This window comes from Streptomyces sp. NPDC005752 (assembly GCF_040630715.1).
Classification (GTDB): domain Bacteria; phylum Actinomycetota; class Actinomycetes; order Streptomycetales; family Streptomycetaceae; genus Streptomyces.
Genome location: NZ_JBEXYB010000022.1, coordinates 94629 through 118852, shown reverse-complemented (window position 1 = coordinate 118852; position 24224 = coordinate 94629). Strand labels below are relative to the sequence as shown.

Annotated in this window: 21 protein-coding genes; 12 read left to right on the top strand and 9 right to left on the bottom strand. The window is 70.8% G+C overall.

All coding sequences use genetic code 11. The features are described 5' to 3' along the window. Window positions 1-42: 42 nt before the first annotated feature. Together ABZ441_RS19885 and arsB are read left to right on the top strand one after the other, a co-directional pair. On the top strand, window positions 43-351 hold the full coding sequence (locus tag ABZ441_RS19885; RefSeq protein WP_358975598.1) for a metalloregulator ArsR/SmtB family transcription factor: 309 nt from the start codon (window positions 43-45) through the stop codon (window positions 349-351). Further along, on the top strand, window positions 348-1475 hold the full coding sequence (arsB, locus tag ABZ441_RS19880; RefSeq protein WP_358975594.1) for an ACR3 family arsenite efflux transporter: 1128 nt from the start codon (window positions 348-350) through the stop codon (window positions 1473-1475). The genes ABZ441_RS19885 and arsB overlap by 4 nt, the downstream gene beginning before the upstream one ends. A gap of 68 nt (window positions 1476-1543) precedes the next feature. On the opposite strand, the gene ABZ441_RS19875 is transcribed toward arsB, so the two are convergent. After that, the gene (locus ABZ441_RS19875) at window positions 1544-1909 is read right to left on the bottom strand and encodes a metalloregulator ArsR/SmtB family transcription factor (RefSeq protein ID WP_358975591.1); all 366 of its coding nucleotides are present in this window, start codon (window positions 1907-1909) and stop codon (window positions 1544-1546) included. Window positions 1910-2013: 104 nt separating this feature from the next. Between ABZ441_RS19875 and ABZ441_RS19870 the strand changes: the two genes are divergently transcribed. Next, window positions 2014-3408, top strand: coding sequence for an NAD(P)-binding domain-containing protein (locus tag ABZ441_RS19870; RefSeq protein ID WP_358975588.1), 1395 nt, complete (start codon window positions 2014-2016; stop codon window positions 3406-3408). 60 nt (window positions 3409-3468) lie between these two features. Beyond that, window positions 3469-3927 (top strand): ArsI/CadI family heavy metal resistance metalloenzyme, encoded by a 459-nt coding sequence (locus tag ABZ441_RS19865; RefSeq protein WP_358975585.1) that lies wholly within the window; start codon window positions 3469-3471, stop codon window positions 3925-3927. Between the two features lie 124 nt (window positions 3928-4051). On the opposite strand, the gene ABZ441_RS19860 is transcribed toward ABZ441_RS19865, so the two are convergent. After that, window positions 4052-4486, bottom strand: coding sequence for a hypothetical protein (locus ABZ441_RS19860; RefSeq protein WP_358975582.1), 435 nt, complete (start codon window positions 4484-4486; stop codon window positions 4052-4054). A 255-nt stretch (window positions 4487-4741) separates the two neighbouring features. Further along, window positions 4742-5611 (bottom strand): aminoglycoside phosphotransferase family protein, encoded by an 870-nt coding sequence (locus ABZ441_RS19855; RefSeq protein ID WP_358975579.1) that lies wholly within the window; start codon window positions 5609-5611, stop codon window positions 4742-4744. Window positions 5612-5696: 85 nt separating this feature from the next. Between ABZ441_RS19855 and ABZ441_RS19850 the strand changes: the two genes are divergently transcribed. Next, window positions 5697-6461 carry an ATP-grasp domain-containing protein gene (locus tag ABZ441_RS19850; protein WP_358975577.1) on the top strand — a complete coding sequence of 255 codons (765 nt, stop codon included), beginning with the start codon at window positions 5697-5699 and terminating at the stop codon, window positions 6459-6461. 96 nt (window positions 6462-6557) lie between these two features. On the opposite strand, the gene ABZ441_RS19845 is transcribed toward ABZ441_RS19850, so the two are convergent. Both ABZ441_RS19845 and ABZ441_RS19840 read right to left on the bottom strand, forming a co-directional pair. Beyond that, the gene (locus ABZ441_RS19845; protein WP_358975575.1) at window positions 6558-8381 is read right to left on the bottom strand and encodes an MFS transporter; all 1824 of its coding nucleotides are present in this window, start codon (window positions 8379-8381) and stop codon (window positions 6558-6560) included. Window positions 8382-8576: 195 nt separating this feature from the next. Next, window positions 8577-11297: a D-alanyl-D-alanine carboxypeptidase gene (locus tag ABZ441_RS19840; protein WP_358975572.1), complete on the bottom strand. Its 2721-nt coding sequence runs from the start codon at window positions 11295-11297 to the stop codon at window positions 8577-8579. A gap of 164 nt (window positions 11298-11461) precedes the next feature. Here ABZ441_RS19840 and ABZ441_RS19835 point away from each other — a divergent pair, with 164 nt between their 5' ends. The 4 genes from ABZ441_RS19835 to ABZ441_RS19820 all read left to right on the top strand — a co-directional run bounded on the left by ABZ441_RS19835 (window position 11462) and on the right by ABZ441_RS19820 (window position 15878). Continuing rightward, window positions 11462-12175 carry a GPP34 family phosphoprotein gene (locus ABZ441_RS19835; RefSeq protein WP_358975570.1) on the top strand — a complete coding sequence of 238 codons (714 nt, stop codon included), beginning with the start codon at window positions 11462-11464 and terminating at the stop codon, window positions 12173-12175. Between the two features lie 237 nt (window positions 12176-12412). Further along, the gene (locus ABZ441_RS19830; RefSeq protein ID WP_358975567.1) at window positions 12413-13270 is read left to right on the top strand and encodes a helix-turn-helix transcriptional regulator; all 858 of its coding nucleotides are present in this window, start codon (window positions 12413-12415) and stop codon (window positions 13268-13270) included. A gap of 247 nt (window positions 13271-13517) precedes the next feature. Further along, window positions 13518-13724 (top strand): DUF397 domain-containing protein, encoded by a 207-nt coding sequence (locus tag ABZ441_RS19825; RefSeq protein WP_014155679.1) that lies wholly within the window; start codon window positions 13518-13520, stop codon window positions 13722-13724. A gap of 570 nt (window positions 13725-14294) precedes the next feature. Beyond that, window positions 14295-15878: a sodium:solute symporter family protein gene (locus ABZ441_RS19820; protein ID WP_358975563.1), complete on the top strand. Its 1584-nt coding sequence runs from the start codon at window positions 14295-14297 to the stop codon at window positions 15876-15878. A gap of 118 nt (window positions 15879-15996) precedes the next feature. Here ABZ441_RS19820 and ABZ441_RS19815 read toward each other — a convergent pair whose 3' ends face one another. The 3 genes from ABZ441_RS19815 to ABZ441_RS19805 form a co-directional block, all read right to left on the bottom strand. Continuing rightward, the gene (locus ABZ441_RS19815) at window positions 15997-17112 is read right to left on the bottom strand and encodes an ADP-ribosylglycohydrolase family protein (protein ID WP_358975560.1); all 1116 of its coding nucleotides are present in this window, start codon (window positions 17110-17112) and stop codon (window positions 15997-15999) included. 253 nt (window positions 17113-17365) lie between these two features. Beyond that, window positions 17366-17836 (bottom strand): carboxymuconolactone decarboxylase family protein, encoded by a 471-nt coding sequence (locus ABZ441_RS19810; RefSeq protein WP_358975557.1) that lies wholly within the window; start codon window positions 17834-17836, stop codon window positions 17366-17368. 156 nt (window positions 17837-17992) lie between these two features. Next, window positions 17993-19096, bottom strand: coding sequence for an alkene reductase (locus ABZ441_RS19805; RefSeq protein WP_358975554.1), 1104 nt, complete (start codon window positions 19094-19096; stop codon window positions 17993-17995). 57 nt (window positions 19097-19153) lie between these two features. Between ABZ441_RS19805 and ABZ441_RS19800 the strand changes: the two genes are divergently transcribed. Both ABZ441_RS19800 and ABZ441_RS19795 read left to right on the top strand, forming a co-directional pair. Then, window positions 19154-19528 (top strand): MerR family transcriptional regulator, encoded by a 375-nt coding sequence (locus tag ABZ441_RS19800; RefSeq protein WP_205022504.1) that lies wholly within the window; start codon window positions 19154-19156, stop codon window positions 19526-19528. A gap of 171 nt (window positions 19529-19699) precedes the next feature. After that, on the top strand, window positions 19700-20635 hold the full coding sequence (locus ABZ441_RS19795) for an SDR family oxidoreductase (protein ID WP_358975551.1): 936 nt from the start codon (window positions 19700-19702) through the stop codon (window positions 20633-20635). 27 nt (window positions 20636-20662) lie between these two features. Here the strand turns inward: ABZ441_RS19795 and ABZ441_RS19790 are convergent, their stop codons facing one another. Next, a complete protein-coding gene (locus ABZ441_RS19790; protein WP_358975549.1) occupies window positions 20663-23239 on the bottom strand; it encodes a bifunctional FO biosynthesis protein CofGH in 2577 nt (858 codons plus the stop codon). Between the two features lie 120 nt (window positions 23240-23359). Between ABZ441_RS19790 and ABZ441_RS19785 the strand changes: the two genes are divergently transcribed. Next, window positions 23360-24223: an HAD-IA family hydrolase gene (locus ABZ441_RS19785; RefSeq protein ID WP_358975667.1), complete on the top strand. Its 864-nt coding sequence runs from the start codon at window positions 23360-23362 to the stop codon at window positions 24221-24223. Window position 24224 lies beyond the last annotated feature (1 nt).

Sequence of the window (24224 nt, the reverse complement as noted above, 5' to 3'; positions counted from 1 at the left end):
CCTCGCTGATATCAGCGAATGGTGACGTGAGAGTATCAGCGCATGCTGACTTCAGTCGATCCTGATGTGATGAGGGTTCTGGGCGATCCGCTCCGCCTGAGAATCGTGACCCTGCTGGCGCGCGAGACGCTCTGCACGACGCACCTGGTGGAGGAGACCGGCGCGAAGCAGACCAACCTGTCCAACCACATGAAGGTCCTGCGCGAGGCCGGAGTGGTGGAGACCGAGCCGTGTGGCCGCTTCACCTACTACAGGCTGTGCCCCGAGGTCCTGGCCGGCCTGTCCGAGCAGTTCGCCGCGCTGGCCGCCTCCGCCCGCGCCGCCGCCGGGAACAAGAGGGCCTGCCCGTGACCTCCGCCGAGCCCACGACCGTCTCCACCGAGGGCGCCGGCCCGGCGGGGGCCGGCTCGATCGTCAGGAAGCTCTCGACGCTCGACCGCTACCTGGCGGTGTGGATCCTGCTGGCCATGGCCGTCGGCCTGGGCCTGGGCCGCATCGTCCCCGGCATGAACGACGCTCTCGCGAAGATCGAGATCGGCGGCATCTCCCTGCCGATCGCCCTCGGCCTGCTGGTGATGATGTACCCGGTGCTGGCAAAAGTCCGCTACGACCGGCTGGACACGGTCACCGGCGACCGCACGCTGATGGTGTCCTCGCTGGTCATCAACTGGATCGTCGGACCGGCGGTCATGTTCGCCCTGGCCTGGATCTTCCTGCCGGACCTGCCCGAGTACCGCACCGGTCTGATCATCGTCGGCCTGGCACGCTGCATCGCCATGGTCATCATCTGGAACGACCTCGCCTGCGGCGACCGTGAAGCCGCAGCCGTCCTCGTCGCCCTGAACTCGGTCTTCCAGGTCCTGGCCTTCGGCGTGCTGGGCTGGTTCTACCTCGAACTGCTGCCCCGGTGGCTCGGCCTCGGCGACGGGCAGGGCCTGGACGTCCCCGTGTGGCACATCGCCCTGAACGTCGTGGTCTTCCTCGGGGTACCGCTGCTAGCCGGGTTCCTCACCCGCCGCATCGGCGAGAAGAAGATGGGCCGCGAATCCTACGAGCAGAGGTTCCTGCCGAAGATCGGCCCCTGGGCCCTCTACGGCCTGCTGTTCACGATCGTCATCCTGTTCGCCCTGCAGGGGAAGACGATCACCTCGCAGCCCCTGGACGTCGTACGGATCGCACTGCCGCTGCTGGTGTACTTCGCGGTCATGTTCTTCGGGTCCTTCCTCCTCGGCAAGGGCCTCGGCCTCGCCTACGACCGCACGAGCACCCTCGCGTTCACCGCGGCGGGCAACAACTTCGAGCTGGCCATCGCTGTTGCCATCGCCACCTTCGGCGTCACCTCCGGCCAGGCGCTGTCCGGCGTCGTCGGCCCGCTGATCGAGGTCCCCGTCCTGATCGGGCTCGTGTACGTGGCGCTGGCCTGGCGCAAGAGGTTCGCCCCCCACGCGGTCACCACCCCCGGAAGGGAAAGCTGACGCACTGTCCGGAACGCCACGCCGGAGGAAGGGGCTGCGCCGCTTGACCCGCGGGCTCCGGCCGGAGGTCAGCTGCGCAGATCGAGCATGGCGGACATGGCCGCCACGACGGACGGCGCGACCTGGTAATAGACCCAGGTTCCGCGCCGCTCCGAGGTCAGCAGGCCGGCCTCGCGCAGCTTCTTCAGGTGGTGGGACACGGTCGGCTGGGAGACACCGACGTCCTGGATGTCACACACGCACGCCTCGCCACCGGGGTGCGAGGCAACCCTGGAGAACAGCCGCAGTCTCACCGGGTCGGACAGCGCCTTGAACATCACGGCCATCTTCTCGGCGTCGCCCTGCGACAGCTCCCCGGCGGTGATCGGCGGGCAGCACGGCACCACCGTTCCAGGATCCAGAACCGGCAGCTCCCCAACCTCTGACTTCGACATGCGTCTATGTTGACACTCATCGATACGAGTGGCAACCTTCGAATATAGACAACAGTCGAAACAGCGACGCGGTACGGTCGCCCGTCCCGGAGGACATCACCGCCATGACCACCTCTGCAAACCTTCCGGTAGTCGTCGTGGGCGCCGGCCCTGCCGGGCTCGCAGCCGCCGCCCACCTCGTCGAGCGAGGCATCGAACCACTGGTCCTGGAAGCCGGGCCCTCCGCGGCAACCGCGGTGCGCGACTGGTCGCACGTACGGCTCTTCTCCACCTGGAACGAACTGACCGACCCCGCCGCCGAGAAGCTCCTGGCGCCGACCGGCTGGACCAAGCCCGCCGCGGAGATCTACCCCACGGGCGGAGACTGGGCCGAGCAGTACCTCCAGCCGCTCGCCGACGTCCTCGGGGACAAGATCCGCTACGGCGCCACCGTCACCGGCGTCTCCCGCCTCGGCCGTGACCGGATCGTCGACGCCGACCGGGACCAGCAGCCCTTCACCATCCGCATCGAGCTCGCCGACGGCGCCGAGGAACGAATCATGGGCCGTGCCGTAATCGACGCGTCCGGTACCTGGTCCACCCCCAGCCCTGTCGGCGCCGACGGCCTCCCCGCTCTGGGCGAACACTCCGCATCCGCCCACGTCTCCTACCGCATCCCCGACCTCAAGGACCCCGCGGTCCGGGCCCGGTACGCGGGAAGGCGCACCGCCGTCATCGGCTCCGGGGCCTCCGCGTTCACCGCCCTGGCCACCCTCGCCGACCTCGCGAAGGACGAACCCGGCACGCACTCCGTGTGGATCCTGCGCCGTGGCATCAGCGGCTCCACCTTCGGCGGCGGCAGCGCCGACCAGCTCCCCGCCCGCGGCGCCCTGGGCCTGGCCGCCAAGGCCGCGGTCGACGACGGGTACGCCGACGCCTTCACCGGCTTCCGCACCGAAGTCCTCGAGCCCGCCGACAACGGCCGCCTGACCCTCGTCGGCGAGGACGGCCGGCGCCTCGACCCGGTGGACGAAGTCATCGTCCTGACGGGCCTGCGCCCCGACCTGACCTTCCTGTCCGAGCTCCGCCTCGCGCTGGACGAGCGCCTGCAGGCGCCGGTGGAGCTCGCACCGCTCATCGACCCGAACCAGCACTCCTGCGGCACCGTCTACCCGCACGGCCACCGCGAACTCTCCCACCCCGAAAAGGGCGTCTACCTCGTCGGCATGAAGTCCTACGGCCGCGCCCCCACCTTCCTCGCCATGACCGGTTACGAACAGGTCCGCTCCGTCACCGCCGCCCTCGCCGGCGACACCGAGTCCGCCGACCGCGTCGAACTCACCCTTCCCGAAACCGGGGTCTGCGGCGGCGCCGGACTCTTCGACGACCCCGCCGCCGGACCGGCCGACGAAGGTGGCTGCTGCGCTCCGGCACCCGCCCTCGTACAGATCGGCACCGGCATCTCCGCTCCGGTCGCAGCCGCCGAGGACACGGCGTCCGGTGGGTGCTGCGGCTCCTGAAACACCGCGCCCCGGTCACTCCCGGCCTGGGCGCTACCGCTCCGAGTCCGGAGGAACGTCATGTCACGCGTACAACTCGCCTTGCGCGTCCCCGACCTCCAAGCGTCGATCGCCTTCTACAGCAAGCTCTTCGGCACCGAGCCGGCCAAACTGCGCGACGGCTACGCCAACTTCGCCATCGCCGATCCACCCCTCAAGCTGGTCCTCGTCCAGGGCGCACCGGGCACCGGCACGCGGATGGACCACCTCGGCGTCGAAGTCGCCACCACCGAAGAAGTCCACGCCGCCACGACCCGCCTCCAGGACCAAGGGCTGGCGACCGACATCGAGACCGACACCACCTGCTGCTACGCCCGCCAGGACAAGGTCTGGGTCCGCGGTCCCGGCCAGGAACCGTGGGAGATCTACGTCGTCAAAGCGGACACCGACTCGATGGCCGAGCAGACGGACAGCACCTGTTGCGCGGACCCGGCCGCCGCGGAAGCAGGCCGCCCGCCGGCCGAGGCCGAAGACCGCTGAGCACGAGAAGCGCACAGTCAGGGCCCCCTGGAAACCGCCGGCGGGCGCGAGGGCCCCTGAGGGCGGGCGGCGGCGCACCGCTCGTTGTGGGTGCCACCGCGGCAGCCACCCGGTGTACGGGGAGTCAGCCCGCCAGGGGCAGGACCGCCGCTATCGCGTTCCGGTCCTTGCGGCCCACCAGCGGGAAGACGACCTTCAGGCCCTGCTCGTTGTCCGGCGCGGATACGACGAAGGACGAGTTGAGCAGGCGCTCCCTGATTTCGGAGCGAACGAGGCCGGCGCGCGGAATCGTCATCAGGTGCTCCTCGGGCCGGGCGAACGTCGGGTTGGCCCGGAAGACGAAGAGGCGGCGGTCGGTCATGGCCAGGTACATGGGGGCCGGGGCCGGGATCACGGCCATGCCTCCACCGCTCATGATCGCCGAGGCTGCCGCGAACGCCGCGGTCCGGCGTACGGAGACCGAGCTCAGGTTCACGATGGTCGTCACCTCGACCTGCTCACCTGGTTCGAGCATGGGATCGATGGCGGCCAGCAGCAAGCGGCGGCGCTTTCCGTTCATGGGTGTTCTCCTGCAGAAGGGGATACGAACCGGGGGACACTCCGCCCGGGACTCCGCTCGGCCGTCTCCGGAGGTCGCTGCGGGATGCCGGAAGCCTGGGAGACGTTCCCGGTCCGACCCCCTCGCGAGGCCGGGCCGGCGTGAGCTGTCGGCACACCTTGCCACACACGGTCCAGGCCCCGCCCGGTCCCCTGGAGCGGTGCGACCGCGGTGCCTTGGCGTGCCGGCGAGACGTCGTCGGACCCGGCCCGGTCCTCAGCCCGCCTCCTCCAGGATCTCGCCGATCACATGCCGTGCCGTCGCCGCCATCACCGGGTTCGACGTCCGGTAGTACGAGAGTTCCATGAGCGCGACCGACAGGGCCCAGCCCCGGCCCCGCGCCCAGTCCGCGGCGTCCGCCCGCACCTCCGTACGGAAGAGGCGCCTCGCCCCGGCCGACAGCAGGTACCAGCCCGCGAGCAGGTCGACGGAGGGGTCGGCCAGACCCATGCAGCCGAAGTCGATGACCGCGCCCAGGCGGCCGCCCGAGACCAGGACGTTGCCCGGCTGGAGATCTCCGTGGACCCATACGGCCGGGCCCCTCGGGGCGGGCGCGCGCAGGGCGTCGGACCAGGCGGTGGCCGCCGCCTTCGTGTCGATGACGCCGTGGAGCGCCTCCAGGGCGTCCCGGGTCGCAGCGTCCCGTGCGGCCAGCGGTTCGCTGCGGTAGGCCGGCGGGGCGCCGGTGGTGTCGGCGCGGCGCAGAGCGAGGACGAACTCCGCGACGTCGGCGGCGAGTCCGGCACCGCCGGAGCCGGCGGCCGGGTTGTCGCCGTCGATCCAGCGGCAGACCGACCAGGACCAGGGGTAGCCCTCGCCGGGCACACCCTGGGCCAGCGGGGCGGGTACGGGGAAGGGAAGGTACTCGGCGAGGTGGGGCAGCCAGCGGTGTTCCGTCGCCACGTCCTTGGATCCGCCTTCGACGCGGGGCAGTCGCACCGCCAGGTCCGGCCCCAGCCGGTAGATCGCGTTGACCGTCCCGTGGGAGCGGACCGGCTCGACGGGAAGATCCGCCCAGGCGGGGAACTGCGCGGCGAGCAGGCGACGTACCAGTGCCGCGTCGGTCTCGGTCTCGTTGGCGTGCATCCGCCCCATGCAAGCCGACCGGGCGCGGGCTGTCGAACGAAATCCGGTGGGCCCGCACGTGCCCGCTGCGGCAGGATCGCTGTCCATGCCCCTCGCACTCGTATTCCCGCCCCGCCTCACCGCCTCCGCCCTGATGCTCCGCGACACCGCCCGGCTGCGGGGCCTGGACACCGTGCGGCTGACCGGCGGCGAGGTGCCCGAGGGGCTGCGCGGCCGGAGCGCGCATCTGCACGCCGGTCCCTCCTTCGCCGACGCCGTGGCCCCCGTACTGGGGATCGCGCCGCTCGAAGCTCCCGCCGACTGGCTGGCCCGGCTGCCCGACGCGTTCGTCCGGCGCGAGATCCGTGCCGTCCCCATCCGTGAGGTGTACGGGCTCCGTCGGCCGGCCTTCGTCAAGTCGCCGAACGACAAGAGCATTCCGGCACTGGTCTACGCGGACGGTTCCCGGCTGCCGGGGCCGGACGCGGTCGACCCGGAGACCGTGGTGCTGGTGAGCGACGTCGTCGCGTTCGACGCGGAGTACCGGCTGTACCTGCTGGACGGGCGGATCCACACCGGCAGCCGGTACGCCGTGTCGGGACGGCTGTCCCCGGCTCCGCTGTCCGCTCCGGCACGTGCGTTCGGCTCGGAACTGCTCGCCGCCGCGGGGCACACGCTGCCGTCCGCGATCGTCGTCGACGTCGGGGTCACCGACGCGGGGCAGTGGGCGGCCGTCGAGGCCAATGCGGCTTGGGCGAGCGGCTGTTACGCCTCCGACCCGGAGCGGGCGCTGGATGTGGTGCTCAGGGCCGCCGGCCCGGCCGCACAACTGAAGGAACGGGACCGCGCGTTCGTCCGGGCGGTGGTGTGAACCCGTGTGAGGGGCCTGCGCGCGGTGCGCGCCGCGTGAACCCGTGTGGCCCCGTGCGCGCGAACGTGCCGCCCGCCCGGAGGGCGGGTTCCCGCACTATTGGCGCAGTTCCTCGGGGCAGGGTGTGCCGGGCTGCAGCTGGTACGGGGCCGCCAGGCGGTAGACACCCGCGCGTGGTGCGAGGAGTTCGGTCCACTCGTCGCCGTCGCCGTCCTCCTCCACCTTGATCAGACAGCCGTGGGCGTTGGTGAAGTCCTTCAGGGCGTCCCCGTCCTCCGCCGTGCGCTTCTTGGACTCCTCGGTCTCCTGCGGCCGCTCCACGCTCTTGCCCTCGCCGTCCACGACGGCGAGCCACCGGGAGTAGGGAATGCGGATCAGGACGCGCCCCGCCGACTGCACGTGGATCGTCAGCTCGTCGGCGCCGGCCCGCTCCACCGTCGCGGGCAGGTCGGCGAGCGGCACCGGGTCCACGACCCGGAACAGCTTCCAGTTCGCGTCGCTCCAGACCTTCTTCAGATACGGCTGGCCCTTCTCGACGAGCGCCGCCTCCTGTTCGGCCCCGGAGTCCGGCTTCCCGGTCGGCAGCACCACGTAGTGCACGGCCCAGCGGTCCAGCCACTCCCGGTAGTTCACCGCGTCGAGGGTGTCGTCGTAGAAGAGCGGGTTGCGCTTCATGTCGGCCTGCCGGTTCCAGCCGCGGGCCAGATTCACGTACGGCGCGAGCGCGGAGGACTCGCGGTGGCTGCTGGCGGGGACGACCTCGACCCGGCCCCGGTCCGCACCCGCCTTCTGCAGCTGGTTGACCAGCGGGGCCAGCTCACGGGTCCAGGACGCGGTGGGTGCGGTACGGACGATGTCGTCGACGCCCTTGAAGCAGATCCAGAAGTTCAGCCCGGCGAAGACGATGACCAGGGCGTACCAGCGCCGGGTGCGTGGCGCCGTGTAGGGCAGCGCGGCGAGCAGGACCACGCCCGCGAACAGCATCGCCATGCGCGACACGTTCGAGCCGATCTGCGAGTCGACCACATAGGTCAGCAGAGTCCCGGCGCCGTAGACCGCGGCGGCCGTCCGCACGGTGTGCCAGTCGCGGGGCACCAGGAAGAACACGAACACGGCGTACAGGAAGGGCAGTGACAGGGTGCCGAGTGCCATCGGCTGGGTGCCGGAGAACGGGAACCACCACGCGGAGAGGACCACCACCACGACGGGGGGCAGGCCGATCGCGTACGCCCCGGGGCGCCGTTTGTTCAGGAAGAGTGCCGCGGCGACCACACCGAGGAAGAGCCCGGCGACGGGGCTGCCCGCGGTCGCGAGCCCGGCCAGGGGCGCGGCGATGACGGCCTTCGCCCAGCGCTTGTACCGCCAGCGGTGGGGCCAGCAGAAGACGGCGGCCACGGCACCGAGCGCGAACATCATGCCGAGCCCGAAGGTGACCCGCCCGGACAGGGCGTTGCACAGATACGCGAAGACCCCGGCGAGCGCGCACGCGACGGGGTTACGGACGGCGGGCACCCGCACCAGGATCAGTGCGGTGAGCGCCGAGGACACGGTGCCGACGATCATCATCGTCGTACGGACGCCCAGCACCGACATCAGGTAGGGCGACACCACGCTGTACGAGACGGGGTGCATGCCCCCGTACCAGGCCAGGTTGTACGCGGTACCGGGGTGGCGGCCGACGAACTCGGCCCAGGCGTCCTGGGCGGCGATGTCGCCACCGCTGTTCGCGAAGAAGAAGAACCAGAGGAGGTGCACGGCCGCGGCGACCGCGGTCGTCAGCAGCACCGGGTGGCGTCGGAGGCGCCTGCGTATCGAGCCGTCGGCGCCGCCGCTGCCTCCGCCGGGCTGGGCCGGGATCCGGACGGAGAGGCTCGGGACGGGCGGGCCGGTGTCCGCCCGTGTCGGCTCAGCCGTGGTCACTGCGACTCTCCCCGTCCTCGCCCGGGCCTGCCGAACCGTCCGTGTACCGCACGGGCCCATCCATACTCGGAGGGACGCCTCCCGGCGCGCCTCCGTTGCCTTCGGGACGCTAGCACGCGGCATTTTCCACGCGCTGCCCTATCGGCGGACGGCCCCCTGCCCCGTGGGAACGGGACAGGGGGCCGGACCGGTCGGTCAGGTGATGCGCGTGAGCTTGTCGCCGAAGGACGGCTCGGCCAGTGCGCCGCTCAGCGTGACCGCGACCTCCACCTGGCTCGCGCCTTCTCCTACGGTCATCGTGCCGACCCTCGTGCCCGCCGGCGCCGTGTTCGGAATCGTCTTGCCGTCATCGGTCAGTTCGAGCTTGACCGTGAGGCCGGGCCAGCCGACCGCCTTCACGTCCTCGGCCACGACTACGTCGGTGGTGTGGCCGAATCCGTCGTCGACGACGCCGACGACCTGCCCCTTCTTCACGACGGCACGGCTCTCCAACAGGCCCTGCGTCGCGATCATGGCTTCCTTGCTCACCGCGTTGACCGTGTCGATGATCGACGGCTTGTGCTGTCCCAGGATCGCGCCGACGATCAGCTGGTCGGTGTCTCCGACCTGCTTGTGCGCCGCGAAGAGCAGGTTGCCACCGGCCTTCGTGGTGGAGCCGGTCTTGATGCCGAGCGCGCCGTCGTACGGGACGAGGGTGTTGTAGTTCCGGTGGAAGTGCCCCGACGGGTCCGTCCAGGACGGCAGCTTGGTGATGTCCATCAACGCCGGGATCTCGACCAGCTTCTCGCCCAGCTTCACCTGGTCCTCGGCGGAGCTCACCGTGGTCGCGTTCAGCCCGGACGGGTCGGTGTAGGTGGTCTTCGTCATGCCGAGTTCCTTGGCGGTGTCGTTCATCTTCTTGACGAACGCCTCCTCGGAACCCGCGTCCCAGCGGGCGAGCAGCCTGGCGATGTTGTTCGCCGAGGGGATCATGATGGCCGAAAGGGCTTCCTGCTGCGTGATCGTCTCGCCGGCCTTGACCGTGTTGAGGGTCGACTCGCCCACCGAGTCGAGCTTGCCCTCCTTCTCCGCCGTCGCGTCGATCTTGACGGCGGGCCCGTCCTCGCCCTTCTTCAGGGGGTGGTCCTTGAGCACGACGTAGGCGGTCATCGCCTTGGCCACGCTGCCGATCGGCACCGCCTTCTGCTCACCGAACGAGTCGACCGTGCCGAGGCCCGTGGCCGCCATGTAGCCCTGGCCCTCGCCCGGCCAGGGCAGGGAGGGCTTGCTCCCCTCGAAGTCGTACGTCTGCTTCGTCGTCAGTTCGAGAACCGGCTCGGGAAGCGGGCGCACACCCTGTGCGATCGCAAATCCGATCAGGAGGAGCAGGACCAGCGGCGTCCAGATCTTGACGCGCCGGACCGCGGTGCGGACCGGCGTCTCCTCGGGCGGCGGGGTGTTCGTGAGCTCGGCGAGCAGGTCGAGCGGCGGCCTGGGCGGCATGGGCTGCTGCCTGGTCCGCTCGGCCTCGGTGAGACCGGCTCCGGGGCTCGCTGGAGTGCCGGGTCCTGCCGCGACGTCCGGGGTGACCGTGGGACCGACCACGGCCTTGGGGCGTACGTCGTCCGAGCGCAACGGCACGAACTTGCTGGTCCGCTCGGCGGAGGCCTTCGCGGCCCAGGACGCGGGCTTACGCGGAGCCTCGCTCTCCTTCGCCGGGAGCTTCAGCGCGGTCGTCGGCTGGTCGAGCTGTTCGGCGCGCGGCGCCTTGAAGACGGCGGTCGGATGATCGATTCCCCGGCCGTCGCTCGCGGGCTCCGGCTCCTTCGCCGGGGAGGCTTCCTCGCGGGTCTTCGGGACGCGGGGGCCGTCGGCGGAAGCGCTGACGGCCGGTACGTCGCCGGTCTCCTCGGGGGCCTCGGTGTCGCTCCCGGCCGGGGCCTCGGTGTCCGGAGCCTCGGTGTCGCTCGCTGTCGGGGCCTCGGTGTCGCCGGTGGCCTTCGCGGCGTCGCGGGTATCCGCCGCCTCACCGTCGGCGACAGCGGCAGCGGAGCCGGTGGCGTCGTCCGACGACGCGTCCCGCGCCTCGGCCGCACCGTCCTGAGCTGCGCTTTCCTCATCGGAATCGGTCGCCACCCACGCCGCCACGGCTGCACGCAGCCGGGAGTCGCTCGGCTGCGCCCCTGCGCCCGGTGCGGAGCCGGAGACGGGCCCGGCATCCGGCTCGGTGCCGGATTCGCCATCCGTGTCGGCCGCATCGGCGCGGGAGTCGGAGCCGGCTCCCGATGCGGTCGGCGCGGCCACCGGGGCCGCCTCGGGAGCATCCTCGCGCTCGGCGCCGGAGGCGGACCGGCCGCCGGACGCGGACATGACCTCCTCGGCGTCGGCGGCACCGGCCTCGGAACCGGGCTTCACATCGGCGTCGGACCGGCTGGACTCAGCCGTGTCCGCGTCGGCATCCGTGTCGGCCTCGGCTTCCGTGTCGGCATCCCTGCCGGTTCCGGAACCGGGCTTGACGCCCGAATCCGCCTCCGCACCGCCCGAATCCGCCTCGGCGCCGCCCGAGGACGGCCCAGCAGGGCCCGCAGACGCCTCAGGCGCCGGCGCGGCCTCCCCGGCCGCCTCCTCGACCCCGGAGGGGCTCTCGGCCCCTTCAGGGCCTCCCTCGGGGCCCTCCGCGCCTTCCGCGCGCCCCTCGGGCGCCGATACGCCCTCGGACGCGGCAGGAGCGTCCGGCATGCGGAAGACCGCCGTCTCGCTGTCGGTCGCGGTGCCGGGGGTTCCGCCCGCCGCATCCGCACCCGCCTCAGCGCCCGGTCCTCGGAACACGGCGAAACGCGGATCGCGTTCCTCGGCCGTCCCCGACGACTTCCGCTGCTCCGACATGTCGGGGGACTCGCCCGCCACCGATACCTCCTTGATGAGCCGCGGGGTCACGCCCGCACTGTCCGAACCATTCACCAGTGTCCTGTGTGAACCCTTGAGCGAACCGCTAGACGAGAACGACATACCTAACGGTTCCCTCACAAAGCACCCAGGCACCCTCGACAGACCATTGTGAGAGGGGTCACCCTGTCACTCATCCACGCGGGGAGGCATGGATGGGCAGGAGCCGCAGAACAATTCCGGAGGAGCTTCTGCTGCTCGCTCTGGACCCGACCACGGGTACCACAGCGCAGCCGCAGTCGCTCGACCTCGGCCTGGCCGGGGCACAGCTAGTGGAGCTGGCTCTGGCAGGACGGATAGCCCCTGACGGGGATCGTATCGCCGTGGTGATGCCACGGCCGACAGGAGATCCGACTCTGGACTCCGCACTGGAACTGCTGCGCCGTCGTGGCAGTCCGGTTCGGGCCGTCCACTGGATCGGCGGACCCCGGCTGGGACTTCGCCAGATCTACCTCGCTCATCTGGAGCGGTGCGGCATGGTTCATGCCGTGGCGGGCCAGATGTGCGGAGTGCTGCCGACGACTCGCTACCAGGCGACGGACACGGCAATCAGCCGGGACATCAAAGCCCGGCTGGACAGTGCGATCCGCACCGGCGTACCGCCGGACCCGCGGACCGCGGCGCTCGCCGCACTGGCCCACGCGGTCGGACTCGGCAAGCACCTGTACCCCGGGAACGAGGGGCGCTCGTCGCGCTCCCGGCTCCGGGACCTGATCAGACACGACCCGATGGGCGGCCTCGTGGCGCACGCCGTGATGGACGTCCAGAACGGTGTGGCCGTCCAGCCACGCCGCACCCAGCAGACGGCGAGCGTGCCGTTGCAGCCGCAAGCACACCGCGGCAGCATGGCGCACACCTCCGTCCACTGACAGCACGACCGCGCGGACACTTGCGCGGGCACCGCACACCGCCGCACCGACGTCCCCATGACCCGGTTCGGGAGCCGCACCAGGCGCGGGGCAGCCGGATCCACCGGCTGCCCCGCGCTCTTGCGTGCCGTCGCTGCGTGTGGCCGTTTTCCAGCGCGGCCGGGTGCTCGGGTGGCAATCTGCTGAGCAGCAGACACACACAGCTACAACAGCTGCATAGCCGGAGGTGCCGTTCCCGTGCCGACCAACGTCAATCCCACTGTCAGGCGACGCCGGCTGGGCCAGGAATTGCGCCGCCTCCGCGAGATCAAGGGCATGACGGCCGAGGAGGTGGCGGAGCGGCTGCTGGTCTCGCAGTCGAAGATCAGCCGCCTGGAGAACGGCCGCCGCTCCATCAGCCAGCGCGACGTACGTGATCTCTGCGGGGTGTACGAGGTCGAGGACCACCGCGTCGTCGACTCGCTGATGCAGATGGCGAAGGACTCCCGCCAGCAGGGCTGGTGGCACGCCTTCGGCGACATCCCGTACAGCGTGTACATCGGGCTGGAAACCGATGCCGAGTCCCTCCGGGTGTACGAACCCCAGGTCATCCCCGGGCTGCTGCAGACCCGGGGCTACGCGGAGGCCCTGATCACCGGCGCGCTGCCCGAGGCGCCGCCGTCCGACATCGAGAAGCGGGTGAGCGTACGGGCCCGCCGGCAGGACCGCGTCAACGCCCCGGAACACCCCCTGCGCCTGTGGGCGGTCATCGACGAGTCCGCCCTCCACCGGCTGGTCGGCGGCAAGCAGGTCATGATCGAGCAGCTCGAGCACCTCGTCGAGCAGTCCCAACTGCCCCATGTGACCGTGCAGGTACTGCCCTTCGACATGGGGGCGCACCCGGGCATCAACGGTCAGTACGCCATTCTGGAGTTCCCCGACGCGGCGGACTCCAGCGTCGTGTACATCGAAGGGGTGACCAGCGACCTGTACCTGGAGAAGGCGAACGACGTGCAGCGCTACAGCGTCATGTACGAGCACCTGCGGGCACAGGCGCTGAACGTGGACCAGACCCGCCAGTTCATCGAGGACATCGCCAAGGGCTACACACGCTGAGCGCCCTCCGGGGCCAGCCGGAACAGGACAGCCCGGCAACGTCTGATGCGCGGGTGATGCCCTGATGTAAGTGAGGTGGGGGCGGGAAGATACACCGCCACCACCTCACAGCGGAAGACCCGCATGGAATATGCCATCCGGTCGAGTGAACGGCCCCACCACCAAGCGATGTTGGCGAGTAGCGTCGATCACGCCAACAGGAACGAAGTTGGTGCCTCTCACATCAACTCTCTGAACCGGAGTGAACATGGCTATTCTTCAGGGCGCTACGGAAAACTGGACGAAGTCGTCGTACTCCGGCGGCAACGGGGCCTGCGTCGAGGTGAAGTCGCCCGTCACACAGGCCATCGCCGTGCGTGACTCGAAGGCTCCCGAGGGCCCCTCGCTCTCCTTCGTGTCCGGAGCGTGGAACACCTTCGTGCGTGACGTCGCATCGGGTTCGATCAACGCCTGACCGGCGACCGGTCACATCCGGCTCTCGCGCGCCGCATGAGTCCGGTTCACCGCGCACGATCGTTCAGGAGCCCTCTCGACCGGCCCGCCGTCCTGGCCGAGGGGGCTTGACCCGCCTCCGGACACACACGTGACCGATCGGCGTGGCACGCCCGTCACGACCTCAGCAGTCGACACCGGCAGCGCAGTTCGGCGCCATCGGTGCGTGAGCGTCACGTCGTGCAGCTTTCCCCCTTCTCCGGCCGCACGGGACCCGCATCCCGTGCGGTCGTTCTGCGTTCTCGGGTACTTTCGCGCGTTCCTGCATTGCGTCGATCCGTGCACAGCCTGACGAAGTGCCCGCTCATCGTGTGGCCGTGGTCACGTTCACGACAACGCCTCGCAAGGTCAAGACCCCGTAAAATCGTTCGCCTTGCTGATCCCCGTTCACATCCCTGATCGCTTAAACCTTGACCGTGGACCCGGACTAGCGGTTCAATCCCCGAAGTCCCGTTCCCGCACGGGGCCCCGCTGAACGGCCGTACTGACGAAGTGCGTTCCCGTTCACAAGGCGGACCCCTGGAGGGGGCACATGAACAGTCTCGACTGGGCCGTGCTCATCGGATACTTCGGTGTGATGGTCGCGATCGGACTCTGGTCGCACAAGCGCGTGGACAATGTAAGCGACTTCTTCACCGCCGGCGGCAAGATGCCATGGTGGCTGTCGGGCATCTCGCACCACATGTCCGGGTACAGCGCGGTGATGTTCACCGGCTACGCGGGTATCGCGTACCAGTACGGCGTCACGTCCTTCGTGACGTGGTCGCTGCCGATCGCGATCGGCATCGGCATCGGCGCGAAGCTCTTCGCGCCCCGCCTCAACCGGCTGCGTTCGCGGCTGCACGTGGCCTCGCCGCTCGAGTACCTCAAGAACCGCTACAACATCCCGACCCAGCAGGCTCTGGCCTGGTCCGGGCTGCTCCTGAAGATCGTGGACGTCGGCGCCAAGTGGGCCGCCATCGCCACGCTGCTCTCCGTCTTCACGGGCATCACCCTCACCCAGGGCATCTTCATCACCGGCGCCATCACTGCCGTCTACTGCACGGTCGGCGGGCTGTGGGCGGACGCCCTCACGGAACTCGGCCAGTTCATCATCCAGCTCTTCGCCGGCCTGGCCATGCTGGTCATCGCCATGAAGGAGCTGGGCGGCTTCAGCTCGCTGTGGACGGTCTGGGACAAGCTGCCCGAGGGCCACACGGACCCGACGGCCGGCCCGTACACCGTGACCTTCCTGCTGGCCTATCTCTTCATCAAGACCTTCGAGTACAACGGCGGCATGTGGAACCAGGCCCAGCGCTACATGGCCACGGACTCCGCCCGCTCCGCTACCCGTTCGGCCCGGCTCTCGGCCGTGCTGTGGCTGGTCTGGCCGGTTGTCCTCTTCTTCCCGATGTGGGTGGCACCGCTGCTCGTCGAGGCGAAGAAGCCGGACGCCTCGGACAGTTACGCGCTGATGACCGAGCAGCTGCTGCCCCACGGGCTGCTGGGCCTGGTCGTCGTCGGCTTCTTCTCGCACACGATGGCCATGTGCTCGTCCGACGCCAACGCCATCTCGGCGGTCTTCACCCGGGACATCGCGCCGGTCTTCTCCAAGGCGGCCCGCACCTGGAGCAACCGCAGCGGCCTGCTGGCCGCACGGCTGTCGACGCTCGCGTTCCTCGGCCTGTCGATGGCCCTGGCCACACAGATCAACTCGCCGACGTTCAAGGACATCATCTCGGTCGTCATCAAGTGGGTGGCCGGACTGATGGGCCCGATCGCGATCCCGTTCATGCTGGGCCTGCTGCGCAGGTTCCGCAGGTCGGGTCCGACGGCGGCGCTCACCAGCTGGGCGGCCGGCCTGATCGCGTTCTACCTCACCAACTACAACTTCGACGGCTCGGTGAAGACGGACGTCGCCCTGCAGTACCAGGTGGCCCTGCCGCTGGCGATCTCCCTCGTGCTCTACATCGTCATCGGGTTCGTCAAGCCCGAGGACACCCCGGAGCGCGACGCCGTCATCGAGATGATCAACACCGACGACGGGGGCCCTGCCGGCGAAGGCGCCGCGGCGGCCGTTCCCCTGCAGAAGCCCGGCCCGGAGAACACGGGGGTCCCGGAGGGTGTGAAGGACTGACGGGCCAGCACACGAGGGCACCTGGGCGGTGGGCGGGCGCGGCGGCGTCCACCCACCGCTGTCCTGTCCTGACGCCCGCTCCGGCCGGGTCCCGGAACGGGGACGGGCCCGTCCCCGTTCAGTCCCGCGGGTAGCGGGCCAGCCACCCCGGCGCGACCGCGGCCGGACTGTGCAGGGCGGGCCCCTGGGTCATCTCCATCGCGAAGTCGTCGGAGAGTTCGAGGAGGGTCGAGCGGCCCTCCAGCTCCGCGAGCCAGGCCGGCGGAAGCGCCGTCTCGCCGTGCAGCGCCCCGAGAAGGGCCCCGCAGACGGCCCCGGTGGCCGCCGAGGGCCCGGAGTGGTTCACCGCGAGCCGCAGCCCGTGGCGTACGTCCTCGCCGACCAGGGCGCAGTACAGCGCCACGGCGAGCACCTCCTCGGCTGAGTCGGTGTCGCCGAGTGCCTCGATGAGGGCGGGCCCGGGGATCCCCTGGCGTACGGAGCCGAGGGCCTGCCGGAGCGCATCGGTGACCTGCTCGCCGCCCGGGCGTTCGGCGAGCAGCGCCAGTGCGTGCTGGACCGCTCCGTCCAGGGTCTCGCCGCGGGCCAGCCCGTGCACCAGGAGCGCGAGGGCCCCTGCCGCGAGCTGGGCGGTGGCGTGGCCGTGGGTGTGGGCGGCGCACTCGACGGCCAGCTGGAGCACGAGCTGGGGTTCCCAGCCCACGAGCAGCCCGAAGGGCGCGGAGCGGGTCAGCGCGGCCGAGTCCCGCGCGGCCGGGTTCTTGGGCACGGCGAGCGTGCCCATCGTGCCGTCACCGAAGCCGGCCAGGCATTCCCTGGTGGGGGCGCGGCGGGTGTACAGCCACTCCTCCCTGGCCAGCCAGCCGTTGTCCTTGCGCCGCTCGTCGGGCCCCCAGGCGCTCTGGGTGGCCGCCCAGCGCAGGTGGGCGCGGTGCACGTCGGTCGGCGGGTGCCAGGCACCGGTGTCACGCCGGACCTGGGCCCGGATGAGCCCGTCGACGGTGAAGAGGGTGAGCTGGGTGGCGGCGGTGACGGCACCGCGTCTGCCGTGCGCGGGGACGAAGTCGGCCACGCCGTCCACGCCGTGTGCGGCGCGTATCGCCTCCAGGGTGAGCCCCGAGACGCCTGCCCCGAGCGCGTCCCCGATGGCGCCGCCGAGCAGGGACCCCCGCACCCGGCCGCGGAAGTCCTGCTGCTGGACACGGCCCCAGACAGCTGTGGTTCCCGTACTCACCGTGCCCCTTCCGTCCGGCCTGCGGTGCGACTGCGCAAGCACTGTAATCGAACCGGAACTGTGGGCTCATGGCCGGAACAATTTGTACGGACTAGCGCGGCGGAGCACTTTTGAACGGCATTCCTCACGTTTTCCGGGACCATTTCGCCTGCGGGTATCCGTACGGAATTCCCGGCCACGGAACCGTCACGGACAGGGGCTCACCCCCGCGTCCGCCAGCACCCCCCGGAGCGTCCGGGCAGCGGACAGGCCGTCAGCCGAACTGACCGGGCCGGTAGTTCCCGGCCGGCTGCCGGATGATGACGTTCAGCCGGTTGTAGGCGTTGATGACGGCGATGAGGGCCACCAGGGCGAGGAGCTGGTCGTCGTCGTAGTGCTCGGCGGCATCGGCCCACGCCTCGTCCGTGACCCCGGCCGTGTCGGCGATACGCGTGCCCTGCTCCGCCAGCTCCAGGGCGGCCCGCTCGGCGTCGGTGAAGACCGTGGCCTCCCGCCAGGCCGCGACCAGGTGCAGGCGTGTCGCGGTCTCGCCGGCCTCGACGGCTTCCTTGGTGTGCATGTCCAGGCAGAATCCGCAGCCGTTGATCTGACTGGCGCGGATCTTCACGAGTTCCTGCGTGGCCGCCGGTACGGCGGAGTCGGTGACCGCTTTACCGGCCGAATTGATGTGCTTGAGGAAGGTGGCCGCGAGCGGGCTGCCGAAGACGTTGAGACGCGCTTCCATCAGGTGCTCCCCTTGTTTCCGCTGGTTGGTTACATCCCTTCGACGGAACGGGCTCGCCCGGATGTGACACGGGCGCGATGTGACCTGCGTCTCCGGTCGCGGGGCGGCGCGCGCGAGGGGCCCGTGACCGCCGGCCGCTCTGAGCCCCGGTCCGGGTCAGGCGTCGGCGGGGAGGGCCGGATAGTCCGTGTAGCCCGTCGCCCCGCCCACGTACATCAGGTACGCGTCCCGGACCTGGTTCACCGGGGCGCCCGTGCGCATGCGGTGGATCAGGTCGGGGTTGGCGAGGAAGGGGCGGCCGAGCGCGATCAGGTCCGCGCCGGAGGCCAGGAGCCGTTCGCCGTGGGCGAGGCCGCCGTCGTCCGGGATGCGGTCGGCGGGCAGGAGCGGGTTGGCGATCAGGGTGCCCGGCCAGTCCTTGCGGATCCGCTGGAAGACGGAGTCGTCGGGGTCGGCACGCACCACGTGCAGATAGGCGAGCCCCCGGCCGGCCAGCGCGCCGAGGAGCGCGGGGTAGAGCCGCTCGGTGTCACCCTCCTCGATGCCGTTGACGGTGCTCCCCGGCGAGACACGCAGTCCCACCCGTTCCGGCCCGATCGCCTCGGCGACGGCGTCGACCACCTCCACCACGAAACGGATGCGCCCGGCCGGGGAGCCTCCGTAGTCGTCGGTGCGCCGGTTGGTCCCCCCGGCCAGGAACTGGTGGAGCAGATAGCCGTTCGCTCCGTGCACCTCGACGCCTTCGAAACCCGCCTCGACCGCGTTGCGCGCGGCGGCGGCGAAGTCGGCGACGGTCGTGCGGATGTCCTCGGGGGTCATCTCGTACGGGACGACCGAGGGCACCCGCCCGGCCGGGGTGTGGATCGTCTCGGGCAGTGCGACCGGGGAGGGGGCGACGGGCGTCAGCCCGCTGTTGTCGGGGTGGCCGACGCGTCCGCCGTGCTGGATCTGGAGGAACATCCGGCCGCCCTCGGCCCGCACCGCGTCGGTGACCTGGCGCCAGCCCTCGACGTGGGCCGGGCTGTGGATGGCCGTGATGTTCGGGTAGGTCTGCCCCACGGGGTTCGGGGTGGAGGCCTCCGCGATGATCAGCCCCGCCGAGGCGCGCTGGGTGTAGTAGGCGGCCATCAGCGGGGTCGGCACGCCCTCGGCCGTGGCGCGGTTCCGGGTCAGCGGCGCCATCACGAGGCGGTGGGGAAGGGTGAGGGGGCCGAGCCCGGCCGGTTCGAAGATCTGCGGGGAAGCCGCTGCGTTCGTCATACCGGCACGGTAAGAATTGACACTGATGTCAGGTTCAAGTCCGGAGGCGAGGAAAGCATGCGGATCGGTGAGCTGGCCCGGCGGACGGGCGTGAGCGAGCGCTCCCTGCGCTACTACGAGACCCAGGGCCTGCTGACGGCCGACCGTACCCCCGGAGGCCATCGCGACTACGCCGAGGGCGCGGTCGACCGCGTCATCCGCATCCAGGAGTTCTACGCCGCCGGCCTGTGCAGCGCGAAGATCGCCGACCTGCTGCCATGTGTGCGCGACTCGGACGGCGGCCCCTCCGAGATCGCCACATCGACCCTGGTCAGAGACCTCTCCGTGGAGCGCGACCGCATCGACAGGAAGATCGAGGAACTGCGCCGTTCGCGGGATGTGCTGGACGACGTGATCGCCACGGCTGCGGGCGGGACCGCGAGCGGCGGCTGAACACGCGACGGCACTCCACCGCGTCCGGAGGATCCGCGTCCCGGGCTCGTGCTCGCTCCGCAGAATCACGACACAAGATGTCGGGATTCTTGTGGAACATGGTTTCACCGGTCGTCATCGATGACACAGGTGGACCGGGACACATCCAGGCACAGGACCTCAAGGGGATTCATGTCCGACACTTCGCCCACTTCGGCATCCGCACTCCACGGAAGGATCGCGCTGGTCGCGGGTGCCACGCGTGGTGCCGGGCGCGGGATCGCGGTCCGGCTGGGCGCGGCGGGTGCGACCGTCTACGTCACCGGCCGCACGACGCGGGAACGGCGCTCGGAGTACGACCGGTCCGAGACGATCGAGGAGACCGCGGAGCTCGTCACCGCGGCGGGTGGAACCGGTATCGCGGTACCGACCGACCACCTGGTGCCCGAGCAGGTCCGTGCGCTGGCCGGGCGCATCGACGCCGAGCAGGGGCGGCTCGACGTACTCGTCAACGACGTCTGGGGCGGCGAGCGGCTGTTCGCGTTCGGCAAGCCCGTCTGGGAGCACGACCTCGACGACGGACTGCGGCTGCTCCGGCTGGGCGTGGAGACGCACGCGATCACGAGCCACTTCGTGCTGCCCCTTCTGGTACGGCGGCCGGGCGGGCTCGTGGTCGAGATGACCGACGGCACCGCCGCGTACAACACGGCGAACTATCGCAACTCCTACTTCTACGACCTGGTCAAGAACAGCGTGCTGCGCATGGCGTTCGTGCTCTCCCACGAGCTGAAGCCGCACGGCGGAACGGCTGTGGCGCTCACCCCGGGGTGGATGCGCTCGGAGATGATGCTCGACGCCTTCGGCGTGGCCGAGGAGAACTGGCGCGATGCACTGACCGAGGTGCCGCACTTCTGCATCTCGGAGAGCCCGGCGTACGTCGGGCGGGCGGTCGCCGCTCTGGCGGCCGACGCCGACCTCGCCCGCCGGAACGGGCAGTCGTTGTCCAGCGGGCAACTCGCCCGGGAGTACGGCTTCACCGACCTCGACGGTTCCCGCCCCGACTGCTGGCGCTACCTGACCGAGGTGGCCGACGCCGGCCGGGCGGCCGACGCGACGGAGTACCGGTGACGGGCCCCGTGCGCCGACCGGTCTGCCTCAGCCCGGCAGCACCGGCAGCAGCTCCGGGAGGTGGCCGTCCGACGCCGCCGCGGCCGTGACGCGTTCCTCCGGGACCTCGCCGTACAGCGTCGTACGCGGCTTCGCGGGACGTCCCGCGAGTTCGGCGATGGCCACGAGGTCCTGGACGGACCGGTACGAGCCGTAACTCGATCCCGCCATACGGGAGATGGTCTCCTCCATCAGGGTCCCGCCGAGGTCGTTGGCACCCGAGCGCAGCATCTCGGCGGCCCCCTCCGCGCCGAGCTTCACCCAGCTGGTCTGGATGTTGGTGATGTGCGGGTGGAGGAGGAGGCGGGCCATCGCGGTGACGGCCCGGTTGTCCCGGTCGGTGGGGCCGGGGCGGGCGATGCCCGCCAGGTAGACCGGGGCGTTGGTGTGGATGAAGGGGAGGGTGACGAACTCCGTGAAGCCACCGGTCTCCTGCTGGAGGCGGGCAAGCGTCCTGAAGTGGCCGAGCCAGTGACGGGGCTGGTCGACATGGCCGTACATCATCGTGGACGAGGAGCGCAGGCCCGTCTCGTGCGCCGTCCTGATGACCTCCAGCCAGGTGGCGGTCGGCAGCTTCCCCTTGGTGAGGATCCAGCGGACCTCGTCGTCGAGGATCTCCGCTGCGGTACCGGGGATCGAGTCGAGGCCCGCCTCCTTGGCCGCGGCCAGCCAGTCGCGGATGGACATGCCGGTGCGGGTCGCGCCGTTGACGACCTCCATCGGGGAGAAGGCGTGCACGTGCATGCCGGGCACGCGCTCCTTCACCGCGCGGGCGATGTCGAAGTACGCGGTGCCGGGCAGGTCCGGGTGGATGCCGCCCTGCATGCAGACCTCGACCGCACCGACGTCCCAGGCCTGGGCCGCACGGTCGGCGACCTGGTCCAGGGAGAGGGTGTAGGCGTCCGCGTCCGTACGCCGCTGGGCGAAGGCGCAGAAACGGCAGCCGGTGTAGCAGACGTTGGTGAAGTTGATGTTCCTGGTGACGACGTAGGTGACGTCGTCTCCGACCACGTCGCGGCGCAGGGTGTCCGCGATCCGGCAGAGCTCGTCCAGTGCGGGCCCGTCCGCGTGGAGCAGGGCGAGGGCCTGGTCGTCGGTGAGCTTCGTGGGGTCGTCGGCGGCCTGGCCGAGGGCCTGGCGCACGTCGGCGTCGATCCTGGACGGGACCATGCCGGGCGCGGCGGCCTCCCGCAGGGCCTCCCAGTCGCCGTACACCTCGTCGAAGTCGTCGCGCCGGTCGCCGGTGCGCCCCTCGGTGTCGATGGTGCGGTGCAGATCGGTGCGACCGGAGGCGCCGAAGCCCTGGTCGGGCTCCTGCCAGGGCAGCCCGGCCGGGATCGCGCCCTCCTTCGCGAGGCCCGTCTCCGGGTCGGCGAGGGCCCGCACGTGCGGGAGGAGACGCGGGTCGAGCCAGGGCTCGCCGCGCTGGATGAACTCCGGGTAGATCGTGAGGCGTTCGCGCAGCTGGAAGCCGGACTCGGCGGTGCGGGCCGCGAGCTCGTCGATGTGCGGCCAGGGGCGCTCGGGGTTCACATGGTCCGGAGTGAGGGGTGATACGCCGCCCCAGTCGTCGATGCCCGCACCGATCAGCAGGGCGTACTCGGCGTCGACGAGGTTCGGCGGGGCCTGGATGCGGGCAGAGGGGCCGAGGATGTGGCGGGCGACGGCGATCGCGGCGGCCAGCTCCTCCAGCTCGGCGTCCGGCATCCCGCGCATCGCGGTGTCCGGCTTGGCGCGGAAGTTCTGGACGATGACTTCCTGGATGCCGTGATAGGCACGGGCCGTCCTGCGCAGCTCGAAGAGGGAGTCGGCACGCTCCTCGTACGACTCGCCGATCCCGATCAGGATGCCGGTGGTGAACGGCACGTTGGACCGGCCCGCGTCCTCCAGCACCCGCAGCCGGACGGCCGGCTCCTTGTCCGGGGAGCCGTGGTGGGGGCCGCCCTTCTCCGACCACAGCCTGGTCGCCGTCGTCTCCAGCATCATGCCCATGGAGGGGGCGACCGGCTTCAGCCTCTGCAGGTCGGTCCACGTCATCACACCGGGGTTCAGGTGCGGGAGCAGTCCGGTCTCCTCCAGCACCCGGACCGCCATGGCCCGCACGTACGCCAGGGTGTCGTCGTACCCCTCGGCCTCCAGCCACTCCCGCGCCTCGGGCCAGCGGTCCTCGGGCCGGTCGCCGAGCGTGAACAAGGCTTCCTTGCAGCCCATTTCGGCACCCTTACGGGCGATGTCGAGGACCTCGTCCGGCGACAGGAACATCCCGTGTCCGTCCCTGCGGAGCTTCCCCGGCACCGTGACGAAGGTGCAGTAGTGGCAGGTGTCACGGCAGAGGCGGGTCAGCGGGATGAAGACCTTGCGGGAGTACGTGATCACTCCCGGCCGGCCGGCGGCATCGAGGCCCGAGTCCCGGACCCTGGCGGCGGACGCGGCGAGATCGGTCAGGTCCTCTCCCCGCGCCTGGAGCAGGACGGCGGCCTCGGCCACGTCGAGGGCGACACCGTCGCGGGCCCGCCTGAGGGCGCGCCGCATGGCGTTGGTCGTGGGGCGCTGAGGATCGGTCATGCTCCGAGCATACGAGCGCCCCACTCCTTCCGGACCAGGGCATCTGTCCGGCGTAACCGCCCGTCCCGCACTGGCGCCTTGGCCGTTATGTCCCACTTGGCCCGTAGGCTCGGAGAGGTGATGAAAACGATCGTCTTCGACATCGGAGAAACCCTCGTCCGCGACGACCGCCACTGGTCCTCGTGGGCCGACTGGCTCGGGGTCCCGCCGCACACCGTCAGCGCGCTGGTCGGCGCAGCCGTCGTACGGGGCCGCGACTGCACCGACGCGCTGCGCGTCCTGCGACCCGACATGGACGTCAGCGAGGCGTACCACGCACGAGCGGCGGCAGGCCGCGGCGAGCACCTGGACGAGACGGACCTCTACCCCGACGTCCGCCCCGCCCTGGCCGAACTCCGCGCTCTCGGGCTGCGGGTCGTCGTCGCGGGCGACCGGACGGCCCGCGCCGGAGAACTGCTGCGGGCCCTGGACCTGCCGGCCGACCTGGTCGTCACCTCCGGTGACTGGGGCGTCGGCAAGCCGGACCGGGAGTTCTTCTCCCGCGTGCTGGAGGTGTCGGGCGCGGCACCGGAAGCCACCCTGTATGTGGGCGACCACCCCGCCGACGACCTCTTCCCGGCGAAGTCCGCGGGGCTGCGGGCTGCCCACATCCGCCGCGGCCCGTACGGTCACTGGTGGGCGGACCACCCGGACGTCGTGGAGACGGCGGACTGGCGCATCAGCTCCCTGACCGAGCTGCCGGGGCTGCTGGGTGGCGCCGGGAGGCGGAAGCCGGCCGCCGGCCCGCGCAAGCTGCACGCACTTCCCGCACCGACCGCCCCGGCCGGACCCGAGCAGTCCGAGCGGCCCGGATGCGAGCGCAAGGAACGGTCCGAGCAGTCCGAGCGGCCCGGACCCGAGCGGACGGAACGGGCCGAGCAGTCCGCCCCGCCCGGACCCGAGCGGACGGAACGGGCCGAGCGGCCCGAGCAGTCCCGGGCCTGAT